The following is an 11473-nucleotide window of genomic DNA, read 5'->3' on the forward strand; positions in this document are numbered from 1 at the left end:
CACCATGTTCGCGGCTCTGCACGGTGAGCTGGTGCCGCACCCATGGCGAGACCCCGCCGTCGCCTCCTCAGACGCCTACAGCCTGTTCGTCGCGAGATCCTCGGCGATGGGGTGGCTCGCTGAGGCCGCGGAGGGCGCGTCCAACGGTGTCTGGGGCATGAACGACGCCGGTCAGGAGCCGGGTTCCGGATCGCAGCCGTCACGCATCGCGTGGTTTCAGGTGTCGTTGACCGAACCGGTCCCTGCCGGACGACCGTTGCCGGTGCAGGCATTCCTCGCGTGCGCCGGCAGCGTTGTGGCGCGTATCGGCACGCCGCGCCTGCAGGCGGTTCAGGTCCTGCTGCCTGTGCAGGACCTGGATACCTCGGCAGGCGCGTACTTGGGCGGAAGCGCCGTGATGACCCTGCTTCAGGACAGTGGCTGGTTCGCCGACTCCGATCCGCGGGCCAGAACACGGGTGCGGGTGACATTGGACAGCGGGCAGGACCCGTCCATCCACTCGGCAGCCCCCGAAATGCTCCAGTGGATACGACAATTCGAGCAGGACGTCTTCTCGTGCGACTCGTTCTCCCTGGCGGACGAGGACGATATGGATCTGCCCCCCGCCGTTATCGACGAGCTGTGCTCGGGCCCGCTCGCCACGCGGCCACGTTTCGCGGCACCCTCGCCGAGTGGTCGTTTGATGCCCTGGGATGGCTGTCGGCTTTCCTCGCCGACGCGAGTTCCCAGCACGGAGTCAGCACACCGTTGATGCTCACGGCCAGCCGCCTCCGGGAAGCGAATATCTGACCATAAAGTTTCTCGCGGCGCGGCCCCCGGTTTCAGCCGTGGGGGAAGTCAACCCGGTCGATCGGGCATCCAGCCAGCAGCTCGTCCAGGTTGCGCGCCACGCCCTGCGGGCTCACTCGCCGATGGGAATGGTGTAAGGCTCCGAGCAGCCCAGGGACGGACTCTGGAGGAGACTGACGGTGACGCTGGGAGCGTCGCCCGGCGGATTGGTCACGGTCAGTTCGCAGACCGCGCCCTTGCCGGTCAGCGGGTACCAGAACCACGTCTCCCCAACGGGGGCGCGGTCCGCCTCCTGCCAGCCGCCTTGCTCGTGGCGGAAGGCGACGAGTTCGACGGTCGCCTCGTACTCGCCGGATCGGTGGGCGGTGAGGGTCACCTTCAGGTCCGAGCCGAGTGTGGTGGTGGCGATCCGGCGGGTCTCGGCGCCGGACGCGGAGTCCTCGGCCGAGGCCGCTGTGGCGGTGGTGGCGGTGAGCAGCAGGATCGGTGCGGCGACGGCGGCGAGCGCTACGCGCCCGGCACGGAGCCGGGCCGGGGGCAGGGACGGCATGACGTCTCCTCATGAGGCCGGTCGGGGGGCGGTGACCCGGGTCACCGCCTGCTCTCGCCTGTGTGACGCCGTGTCCGGACGCGGGGTTGTCCCCGACGGCCGGCCGGATTGCGCCTGTGCCGTGCTGGTCGGCACTCTCCTGAGAGCGTGCCCGCTTGAACTGGCGCAGAGCGGTAAGGCCAAGGACCTGCTCCTGCTCACCGAACTCGCCGAGAAGAGCAGCATCAGGCCGGTGATCGAGCGCGATTACCCGATGGAGCGGGCCGCCGACGCCCACCGGCACGTCGGCACCGGACACAAGAAGGGAAGCGTCGTCCTCACGATGGCCCCCGAACCCGGCTGACCCCCGCGCCGCCGCCCGCCTCCGCCGCTCAGCGGGCGAGGAGGTCGCGGAGCGCCTTGGCGACGTCGGCAGGTGCCTCTTCGGCCATGAAGTGGCCGCAGGTGACGGTGGTGTGCCGCAGGTCGGGCGCCCATGCGCGCCACAGGGCGGCCGCGTCGAAGCCGAGGGCGGCGCCCCAGTCCTGCTGGAGCACGGTGACCGGCATCCGCAGCCGGTTGCCGGCCTCCCGGTCGGCCCGGTCGTGGTCGAGGTCGATGCCCGCGGAGGCGCGGTAGTCGGCCACGATCGAGGGCACCGCGTCGCGGCAGGCGTCCAGGTAGGCGGCGCGGACGTCGCCGGGGATCGCGTGCGGGTCGTTGGCCCAGAGGTCGAGGAAGTGGCCGAAGAAAGCGTCCGCACTGGCGGCGATCATCCGCTCGGGCAGCCCCGGAGCTGGGCCATCAGGTAGAGGTGGAAGCCGACGGCGGCGGTGACACCGCGCATCACCTCCCACATGTCCACTGTGGGCAGCACGTCCAGGCAGGCCAGGTGAGTGATCGCCCCGGGGTGGTCCAGCCCGGTGCGGAAGGCGACCAGAGCGCCGCGGTCGTGCCCGGCCAGCGCGAAGCGCTCGTGCCCCAGCGCACGGGCCAGGGTGACGATGTCGGCGGCCATGGTGCGCTTGGCGTAGACGGTTCCGTCGGTCTCGGCGGGTTTGCCGCTGGCACCGTAGCCGCGCAGGTCGGGGCAGATCACGGTGTGGTCGGCCGCGAGGTCGGCGGCGACGTGCCGCCACATCAGGTGGGTCTGCGGGAAGCCGTGCAGCAGCACGATCGGACTGCCCGAGCCGGAGACGGCCGCGTTCAGGGACACCCCGTCGGCGACGGGGACGTGCTGGTAGCTGAATCCGGCGATGCCAGGCGCCATGGTTTCGCCCTCCTCCATAGGTGGTCAGGTGCTGCAAAGCCTGCCGGGCGCCGATGAGCATCCGATCAGCGCGCTACCGTGACGAGGGGCGATGCCCCGGAAAGGGGGCAGGGGTGCGGGTCGCGTTCGGTGTGCTGGGGCCGGTGGTGGCCTGGGACGGTTCCGGGGACGTGATCGCGCTGAAGGGGCCGCGGCACCGCGCGGTGCTGGCCCGGCTGGTCGTCGCCCGCCGCCGTGTCGTCCCGGTCTCCCGCTTGGTCGATGACCTGTGGGTGGATCCGCCTCCGGGCGCGGTGGGCGCGGTGCGCACCTTCGTGGCCGCGCTGCGCCGCGCGCTGGAACCGCGGCGCCCGCCCCGGGCTCCGGCCCGGTTGCTGGTCACCGAGGGGCCGGGGTACGCGCTGCGCGCCGAACCGGACGCGGTGGACGCCTGGCGTTTCGAGCGGGCGGTGACCGCCGCCGCGACTCTGCCGCCCCGGCACGCGCTCACCCGGTTGGAGGAGGCGCTGGGATGGTGGCGCGGTCCCGCCTACGCCGAGTTCACCGAGGAGCCCTGGGCCCGTGCGGAGCGCTCCCGCCTTGGCGAGCTGCGGCTGCACGCCGTCGAGCGCGGAGCCGCGGCCCGGTTGGCCCTGGGGCTCGCCGCCGAGGCGGTGCCGGATCTGGACGCGCACGTGGCCGAGCACCCCTGGCGCGAGGACGCCTGGCGGCTGCTGGCCCTCGCGCTGTACCGCACCGGCCGCCAGGGCGACGCGCTCGCGGTGCTGCGCCGGGCGCGAGCGCTCCTCGTCGAGCAGCTGGGGGTCGATCCGGGCCCGGCACTGCGCCGCCTGGAATCCGACATCCTCGACCACGCCCGCCACCTCGACCCCGCGTCCGGACCGGACGGTACGGCGGAGCGGGTGTGGGCGCAGGCGGCCGCCGCCTACGACCGCACCGTGACACCCGGTGCCCGGGTCCGGCTGGAGTCGGCGGTGGACCTGCTGCGCGGCCTCGCGGTGACGGGAGGCCGCGGCCTGCAGGAGGCCCGCCGGCACCGCGTGGCGGCCATCACGGCGGCGGAGGAACTGGGCGACCCGGAACTGACCGCCCGCGTGATCGGCGCCTATGACGTCCCGGCGATCTGGGCCCGGGTGGACGACCCGGAGCAGGCCGCGCGTGTCGTGGCGGCGGCCGAGCGCACCCTGGACGCTCTCCCGCCGGGCGCGCACCAGGCGCTCCGGGCCCGGCTGCTGGCCACGATCGCCCTGGAGTCGCGCGGCGCCCGCTCAGCGCGCGGGCCCCAAGCGGCCCGGCGGGCGGAAGAGACCGCCCGCGGCCTGGAGGACCCCGGGCTGCTGGCGTTCGCCCTCAACGGCGTGTTCATGCAGACCTTCCACCGCGCGGGGCTGGCCCCGCGCCGGGACGCGATCGGCGCCGAGCTGGTCGCCCTGTCCGCCCGGAACGGCCTGACCACCTACGAGGTGCTCGGACATCTGATCCGGCTCCAGGCCCGCAGCGCGCTCGCGGATTTCTCCGGGGCCGACGGGCACGCGGCCGCCGCGGACCGCTTGGCCGAGCGCCACGAGCTGCCGCTGGTGGGCGTTTTCACCCGGTGGTACCGGGCGCTGCGGCTCGCCGAGGCCGAGCGGGCGCCGATGGCCGACGCGGAGGCGGCCTACCGGGACGCCGCCGCGCGGCTGGACGGCGCCGGCATGCCCGGACTGGAACGCGGTGTGCTGCCGCTCGCCCTGCTGTGCCTGCGCCTGCGGTACGCACAACCTGTCCAGGACGACGAACGGACCGACTGGGGCCCCTACGAGCCGTGGGCCCGCCCCCTGGTGCTGCTGGCCCGGGACCGCCGCGGTGAGGCCGCGGCGGCGCTGCGCACGACCCCCGATCCGCCCCGCGACCTGCTGTTCGAGGCCCTGTGGTGCCTCGCCGCGCGAGCGGCGATCGCCGTCGGCGACCGGGAGACGATGCGGCGCGCCCGCACCGAGCTCACCCCCGCGGCGACGGAGTTGGCCGGGGCGGGCAGCGGCCTGCTCACCCTGGGCCCGGTCTCGGAGCACCTCGACGACCTCGCCACCGCCCTCGGGCATCCGCGATGAGGGGCCGCGCGACCTCGTGGACACAGTCAGTCGTCGGGGTTGAGGCGGGCGTGGAGGTGCATGTCATGCCAGTCGTCGACGTGGCGGGGCTCGCGGCGTTTGGCCGCCACGGGCGCAGCAGGACGCCACCGGCATCGATCACGGGCTGTACGAGCGCCGCCATCCGACCAGGCGGCACCGAGGGTTCCACGAGTGATGGCACGCGCCGAATTATCACAGGCCAGGCGCGGCAGAGCGGTGCACGTCCACTCTCGCCTGCGCCCCGGCGATACGGCGCCATTGACCGACCACGAATTCCGGCCGCCTTAGCTGATCCGGAGGTTCTTACTGGTCGGGGACGCTCAGGAAGCGTAGCCCACCGTCCACATCCGGGTGGGAAAGGACACGGGAGTCCGGGAAGCCGATGCGCTCGCGCCCCAGGAAGAGACAAGCGCGGATGCTTCTACCTCGGCACCGTCACCGGGCGTCCCAGGCATGCCGGGCGGTGAATGGTCCGCCGGCGCCGAAGGCCAGCTTAGCGAAGCGTTCGCCGATGCGGTGGTGTGCGGCGGCGTCGGGGTGGAGCTGATCGGGCAGCGGCAGCTCGGCGAAGTCCGCCTCGCCGTAGAGGTCGCGGCCGTCGAGGTAGTGCAGGTCGGGGTCGTCGGCCGCCCGCTGCTTCACGATGCGGGAGAGCTCCGCACGGATGACGTTGAGTGTCAGCTTCCCGGCGGCGCGCTCCGCAGGGTCGCCCGTGGCCCGGAACCGCAGCTTCCCAGCGCTGAGGTCGCCGAAGTCCGGGGCACTGGGGCCGGGGGTGTCCTCGTGGATGGGGCAGTGGATGGGCGAGACGACCAGCAGCGGCAGGGTGGGGTGTCCCTCGCGGATGGTGTCGAGGAAGCCGTGCACGGCCGGGGTGAAGGCGCGCAGACGCATCAGGTCGGTGTTGACCAGGTTGATGCCGATCTTGATGCTGATCAGGTCCGCGGGGGTGTCCCGCAGGGTGCGAGCGGTGAACGCGTCGAGTAGGGCACTGCCGCCCAGACCGAGGTTGACCAGTTCCGCGCCGCCGTGGGAGGCGGCCAGTGCCGGCCAGGTCGCGGTGGGGCTTGCGGCGTCGGAGCCGTGGCTGATCGAACTGCGTGGTGCAACCACACCCTGCGGTCCCCCTTCGGCACAGCCTCGACGGGGGCATCGGTGCGCAGGGCGACCAACTGGGTGCTCTCGTTGTACGGCAGCCAGATCTCGACGTCCTTCACACGGTCGGGCAGGCCGGTGAACCGGACGGTGCCGACCGGGCCGGGCCGGGTTTCCGCGGACCCGGTGGCCATGTCCATCATCAGGACGTTGCCGCCGGTCACACTGCCCCGACCGGCCGGAAGGCCGTCGACGAGCAGGTCGTACACGCCGTCCGGACGGGGTGGGGCGCCCCGGTAGGCCATCTTGGTGCGGAGCGTGTCCAGCTCGACGGCGGCGGCCCGGGTACGGAACACCAGCCGTACACCGGAGGGCTGGGCCTCCGCCGTGGCCAGTTGCCCGTCGGCGCACTGCGCGCGGGCCCGGGCAGGTAGCCGGTGCGGCAGCACACCGTACTCGGTGCGCTCCAGGTCGAGCGCGCCGCGCAGGAGGTCCGCGGTGACGGGCGTGGTGATCCAGTCCGCCGCCCGGGACGTGGCGGAGGAGCCGGGGACGGGATCGTGCTGGCGGTCCATGGCCTCAGCCTGTCAACCGGATGCCTGATCCGCACACCATTTTCCCGCCCGCCTCCCTCGTGGCCGACGCTCGCCGTCCGCCGGCTGCGTGGCGTTGAAGTGCTTCCAGAAGACGGCCCGGTTCCCCTCGGCCGGGGAAGCGCCCGAGGCGGTGGTCGATCACGTGCGGCGCTGCCTGGAACCGGGCGCCGATGCCGATCCCGACCACGGGGCCGGGCGCACCGCGAAATGGCACCGCTGTCAGATCCGCGCCCGCCCGCTGCTGGAGCGGTTCGTCACGGTCGGCTGCCTCGGACGCAAGACCGGCCGAGGCAGCCGCGACTACAGCTGCGTCAGTCCAGGCAGAACTCGTTGCCCTCGGGGTCGGTCATCACGATGTGGCCGGCGCTCATCGGGGGAGTGGGCTCGTGGCGGCGTACCCGCGTCGCTCCCAGGGCGACGAGCCGGTCGCATTCGGCCTCCAGCGCCGCCATCCGCTCCTCTCCCTGCAGTCCGGGAGCCGCACGGACGTCGAGGTGGACGCGGTTCTTGGCGACCTTGTCCTCCGGCACCTGCTGGAAGAACACCCGTGGGCCGGGCCCGTCCGGGTCCTCGATGGCCGATCTCGTGTTGCGCTGCTCCTCCGGTACGCCGACCCGCGCGAGGAATTCGTCCCACGCGGCCAGCGGGTCGGCGTCCTCGGGCAGGTCGACTCCGGGCGGGCCGGGGTGAACGTAGCCCAGTACGTCGCGCCAGAAGGACGACAGTGCCCGCGGGCCGTGGGCGTCGATGGTGACCTGGATGTGGCGGCTCATCGGGTTGCTCCGTTCGTGGCGGGTTTCGTGTGCGGGTAGAGGTCGCGCAGCAGGCAGACCTCGGACAGGTGGTGGATCAGCTCGCGGTGGATGTGCAGCACCAGATCGGCCATGGGCGCGTCGGGGTAGGGCTCTTTCGCGCCGACCAGGACCCGCAGCCCGGCCTCGCCGAGGCCGCGCACCCCGGCCAGCCAGACGTCGAGCTGGGCCTCGAGCTGGTCGAACGCGGTCGCCGCGCTGCCAGCGTATTCCCAGGTCTCATACGACACCGCCGGCGCGCCGAAGTGCGCCGCGTTGCGCGCGGCGAGCACACCGACGGTGACGTGCCCGAGTCGCCAGGCGATCGTGGTGAAGGGAGCGGGGACCGGTTCGGGGAAGGCGTAGTCGATGGTGAAGTCCCCGGCACCGGCCTGCACCGGCGCCGTCGAGCTGCCGCGGGGCCGCACGCTCCAGGCCTCCGGCACCGGCGACCAGAAGTACTCGTCGTCGGTGAGGCCGTCGAGCCGAGCGCGGAGTTGATGGTTCCAGTGGAACTCCCACTGCTCGCGCAGCGTCCGGTTCCAGTCGAGTTCGTCTGCGTTCATGGAGCCACCCTGACACCCCTGGCGGACAGGATCGGTCCGCTATCTCTGGCAGGGTGGGAGACATGGACAGGGCAAGCGGTGACGAGCGGGGCACGACGGAGCGGGTGCTCACCCTGCTCGGGCTGCTGCAGCAGCGCTCGGTCTGGACCGGCCCCGAGCTCGCCGGCCGGCTCGGCGTCACGCCGCGCACGGTGCGGCGTGATATCGAGCGGCTGCGCACGCTCGGCTATCCGGTGCAAGCCGGCCAGGGTGTCGGCGGCGGCTACCGGCTCGGCCCGGGGCAAGACCTGCCGCCGCTGCTTCTCGACGACGAGGAGGCGATCGCCACCGCGGTCTCGCTGCTCGCCGGCGCGGCCGCCGGCGCCGACGACGCCGCACTCCGGGCGCTGACCAAGCTCGACCGGGTGCTGCCCACCCGGCTGCGGCACGAGGTGCGGGCGCTGTCCGGCTCGGTGGAGTTCTTCGGAGCAGGCCGCACTCCGGGCGACCCCGAGGTGCTCATGACACTGGCCAGAGCCTGCCGCGACGAGGTCGAGGCCGGCTTCGGCTACCCGTCCGGAAGCGAGGTGCGACGGCGACGGGTCGAGCCCTACCGCTTGGTCGCCTCCGACCGACGCTGGTACCTCCTCGCCTACGACCTCGACCGCGACGACTGGCGCAGCTTCCGCATCGACCGTATGAGCGATGTGTCGGCACGGACCTGGCGCTTCAGCCCGCGCGCGGCGCCCGACGCGGCGGCCTACGTCCAGGAGGGGGTGGCGAGTCGGGTCTACCGACACCAGGCGCGCTTCCTCGTGCACGCGTCGGCCGACACGGTGCGCGCGCAGATTCCCGCGTCGGCGGCCGTGGTACGACGTCGAGGCAGCGAGCTCTGCGAGGTGCTCAGCGGCGCCGAGAACCTCGACTTCGTGCTCATGCACGTGCTCCTGCTGGGGCACGACTTCGAGGTACTCGACCCTCCGGAACTCGGCAGGCGCTGTCGCGCGTTGGCGGAAAGGCTGCTGTCGGCCGGTGCAACGATCCCGCCTGTGTCGGACATGGGAGAGTCATGAGCCGCGACCAGGAGCGCGACGAGGAAGAGCGGTTCGCGTGGACGGGCGTTGTCGACGGTGTCTACGACCGCAGCCGGGGCGGGTCCGGTGACAGCGGTAGCAGCCCGCTGCCGGGCTACACGGCGACTCACCGTAGCTACAGGAGTCGCAGGCCAATCGCAGGATCTAGGGGTCAGACCAAGTAAGCCGGAAAGGGGCGACGATCCCCATCCGCTGACACCGGCGGCCTGCGCTCCGATGAAAATCCCTTCAGAGACCCGGCCGGTTCAACAACCGCCGACAGCCGTTCTCTGGGACGACCGGCGGCATTGCCGCCGTCCGGGCCCGCGGCATGCTGCCCAACCCCGAGTACTCAGCGGCCTCCAGCCGCCGAGCTGCTGGGCGTCAGTCCCTGAACGCTGAACAACCACATCCCCGACCTTAAGGAGCTGCGCGCCCGGAGGGCCCTAACGGCCGTTGACAAAAGCCTCTCCCCCGCGCTCTCGCCACCCCCGCTGCCCGCGTCACTTCGTCGGCAGGAACGGGCTGGGGGCCCCGCTGTGGGAGAGGTAGAGGGCGTCACGCGCCCGGGTGCAGGAGACGAATAGCAGGTTGCGTTCGCGCTGGAGATTGTGGTCGTGTTCGACGGGGTCCTCCGTGTGGTCGGCGACCCGGGACCCATTGGGAACGAGGTCGGCGTCGACGCCCACCACCGCCGCGCACCGGAACTCTAGTCCTTTCATCGCGTGCATGGTGCCCACGCGCACCCCGGGGCCCGTGGCGAGTGCGCCGCAGTCGATGGCGGCTTCCGCCAGCCGCTCGGTCACCGCTTCGGTGACCTTGCGGGTGCGTCCGGCGATTCCGATGGAATCGGCTTCGACACCGTGGGTCAGCCACTCCTCGACCTGCTCCACCAAGGCGTCGAGCTCGGCGGCGCGGTCGGTGAAGCCACGCACGGTGGGGCGGCGGCCGTGCAGGGGTGAACTGTAGGTGTCGAGGCTGTCCTCCAGGTCGTCCAGGCCCGTGGCGGGCGCCGTCCCGAGAATCTGGACCGCCCAGGACAGGATCTCCTGGGTGCTGCGGTAGCTGACGGACAGTCTGCGGCTGCGTCCGCGCACGTTGATGCCGAGCGAAGCCAGCGAGACCCGGTGGTCGTAGATGCGCTGGTGCGGGTCGCCCGCGATGAAAAGGTCGTCGGCGCCCTCGGCGGCCAGCGCACGGATCAGCCGCCACTTCGCCGGGTTCAGGTCCTGGGCCTCGTCGACGACCACGTGAGCATAGGGGCGGTCGCCGGTGCGCTCCAGGATGTCGGCGGCCTCCGCCGCCACCTGGGTGAACGTCCACTGGTTGGCCTGGACCATCTGCTCGGTGGCGGCCAGCACGACGCGCCAGACGGCGCGCCTCTGATCAGTGCTGAGCCGGCTGCCACGCCCGCGCCGCCGGGCCTGCAGGTAGGCCCGTTCGGTGCGCAGCCCCTGGGCGAGAATCACCTGCTCCCATTCGGCCAGCAGGAACGCGCCGGAGAACCCACTGTCCGCGCCGGCCTCGTCCCAGAGCCGTTCGAGGTCCCGGGAACGCGGGAATCCCGGGGCTGTTCCGCGCTCCGTCGTGACCACCTCGTGGGCGACCTTGTCAAGGTTGCGCACGTCCACGCGCTCCCGCTGCGCCGGTTCGGAGATGAGCAGCTCGACCTGGGAGCGCAGCGCCGCGTCAAGGGTCCTGGTGAATGTCGTCAGCAGGATCTGCGGCGGACCGGAGTCGTAGCGGGAGGCAAGGTGCGCCACCCGGTGCACCGCGGTGACCGTCTTCCCGGTGCCCGCGCCGCCGGTGACCATCGCGGGGCCGTTGAAGCCGGACCGGTAGGCGATCTTGCGCTGCTGCGGGTGCAGGAACACCCGCCACAGGTCGAACGCCGCCTCCAGCATGTCCCGCAGGTTCTCCGGTCCCTCCACGAACACGGCCTGCCCGGGGGTGCGCCGGATCGCCGTGGTGAGGTCGTCGGGGTCGATCCGGTCGGGGGCGACCTCCTCCACCAGGTTCTTGGCGACCTCGGCCCACGCCTCCTCCGGCGTCATCCCTGACGCAAGGGCCACCAGGCGTCGTACTGGCCGCCCGGAAGCATCTTCGCCATCGCCTCCAGGTGTGCCTCCGACGTCAGCAGCCGCACGATCGGCAACGAGTCCGCGTCGACGCCCAGCCGCACCAGGTCGGTATCGGAAACCCGGTTGAACAGCCGCGCGGACTCGGCTCCGGCGAGTTCCTCCAGGGCGGGGGTGAGGCTTTCCAACGCTGTCTCGTCCCGGACCTCCAGCACCCCCAGTGCCTGGTTGACCGAGAACCGCTTACTGCGGATGTAGGCGTAGGCCTCATCGTGGGGCAGAACAGTGACCAGCAGGTAGGTATCCCCGGATTCAGGGGCGAGCACCACGCCCCGGTAGCCCAGCGTGATCCGCAGCGTGCACGCCCGCGGATCACGCGCGTCGGTGACCTTCTCCAGGTGACCGCCGGCGTAGTACACCTCCGCGAACTTCTGGAGCGCCTCGTCGACAGCCTTCTGCACCCGTTTGTCCAGCTTCGCGTACCGGCTCAGGAAGTCCTTGTCGATCGCGAGCTGAGGCATGGGGGTCCTCTCTGCGTGGGGGCTGAAGGTTCTCGCCCCCCGTTCAATGCGGCTGTTGACGGGGACGCGGTGGTA

General features: G+C 72.0%; 9 protein-coding genes and 2 pseudogenes. 4 read left to right on the top strand and 7 right to left on the bottom strand.

Annotated features, from left to right (window positions below; all coding sequences use genetic code 11):
* Nucleotides 1-4 precede the first annotated feature (4 nt).
* Nucleotides 5-751, top strand: a complete 747-nt coding sequence (locus VS93_RS02190) for a hypothetical protein (RefSeq protein WP_052745458.1) — start codon at nt 5-7, stop codon at nt 749-751.
* Nucleotides 752-901: 150 nt separating this feature from the next.
* Here the strand turns inward: VS93_RS02190 and VS93_RS02195 are convergent, their stop codons facing one another.
* Nucleotides 902-1339: a hypothetical protein gene (locus tag VS93_RS02195; RefSeq protein WP_046468348.1), complete on the bottom strand. Its 438-nt coding sequence runs from the start codon at nt 1337-1339 to the stop codon at nt 902-904.
* Between the two features lie 121 nt (nt 1340-1460).
* On the opposite strand from VS93_RS02195, the gene VS93_RS30165 reads away from it, so the two are divergent.
* Nucleotides 1461-1682 carry a zinc-binding dehydrogenase gene (locus VS93_RS30165; protein ID WP_052745459.1) on the top strand — a complete coding sequence of 74 codons (222 nt, stop codon included), beginning with the start codon at nt 1461-1463 and terminating at the stop codon, nt 1680-1682.
* A 28-nt stretch (nt 1683-1710) separates the two neighbouring features.
* On the opposite strand, the pseudogene VS93_RS02205 reads toward VS93_RS30165, so the two are convergent.
* Nucleotides 1711-2588: pseudogene (locus VS93_RS02205) on the bottom strand (alpha/beta fold hydrolase).
* A gap of 113 nt (nt 2589-2701) precedes the next feature.
* Between VS93_RS02205 and VS93_RS02210 the strand changes: the two are divergent.
* The gene (locus VS93_RS02210) at nt 2702-4678 is read left to right on the top strand and encodes an AfsR/SARP family transcriptional regulator (RefSeq protein WP_046468349.1); all 1977 of its coding nucleotides are present in this window, start codon (nt 2702-2704) and stop codon (nt 4676-4678) included.
* Nucleotides 4679-5134: 456 nt separating this feature from the next.
* Here the strand turns inward: VS93_RS02210 and VS93_RS02215 are convergent.
* The 3 genes and pseudogenes from VS93_RS02215 to VS93_RS02225 all read right to left on the bottom strand — a co-directional run bounded on the left by VS93_RS02215 (nt 5135) and on the right by VS93_RS02225 (nt 7747).
* Nucleotides 5135-6369 (bottom strand): annotated as a pseudogene (locus VS93_RS02215) (GDSL-type esterase/lipase family protein).
* Nucleotides 6370-6701: 332 nt separating this feature from the next.
* Nucleotides 6702-7163, bottom strand: coding sequence for a VOC family protein (locus tag VS93_RS02220; RefSeq protein ID WP_046468350.1), 462 nt, complete (start codon nt 7161-7163; stop codon nt 6702-6704).
* Nucleotides 7160-7747 carry a DinB family protein gene (locus tag VS93_RS02225; RefSeq protein WP_046468351.1) on the bottom strand — a complete coding sequence of 196 codons (588 nt, stop codon included), beginning with the start codon at nt 7745-7747 and terminating at the stop codon, nt 7160-7162. The genes VS93_RS02220 and VS93_RS02225 overlap by 4 nt, the downstream gene beginning before the upstream one ends.
* Nucleotides 7748-7809: 62 nt before the next feature.
* On the opposite strand from VS93_RS02225, the gene VS93_RS02230 reads away from it, so the two are divergent.
* Nucleotides 7810-8799, top strand: coding sequence for a helix-turn-helix transcriptional regulator (locus VS93_RS02230; protein WP_046468352.1), 990 nt, complete (start codon nt 7810-7812; stop codon nt 8797-8799).
* A 503-nt stretch (nt 8800-9302) separates the two neighbouring features.
* On the opposite strand, the gene VS93_RS02235 is transcribed toward VS93_RS02230, so the two are convergent.
* Together VS93_RS02235 and VS93_RS30875 are read right to left on the bottom strand one after the other, a co-directional pair.
* Nucleotides 9303-10871 carry a UvrD-helicase domain-containing protein gene (locus VS93_RS02235; RefSeq protein WP_236700283.1) on the bottom strand — a complete coding sequence of 523 codons (1569 nt, stop codon included), beginning with the start codon at nt 10869-10871 and terminating at the stop codon, nt 9303-9305.
* The gene (locus tag VS93_RS30875) at nt 10850-11398 is read right to left on the bottom strand and encodes a hypothetical protein (protein WP_236700284.1); all 549 of its coding nucleotides are present in this window, start codon (nt 11396-11398) and stop codon (nt 10850-10852) included. Before VS93_RS30875 ends, VS93_RS02235 begins: the two co-directional genes overlap by 22 nt.
* Nucleotides 11399-11473 lie beyond the last annotated feature (75 nt).

It is taken from the genome of Allosalinactinospora lopnorensis, assembly GCF_000981225.1.
Classification (GTDB): Bacteria; Actinomycetota; Actinomycetes; order Streptosporangiales; family Streptosporangiaceae; genus Allosalinactinospora; species Allosalinactinospora lopnorensis.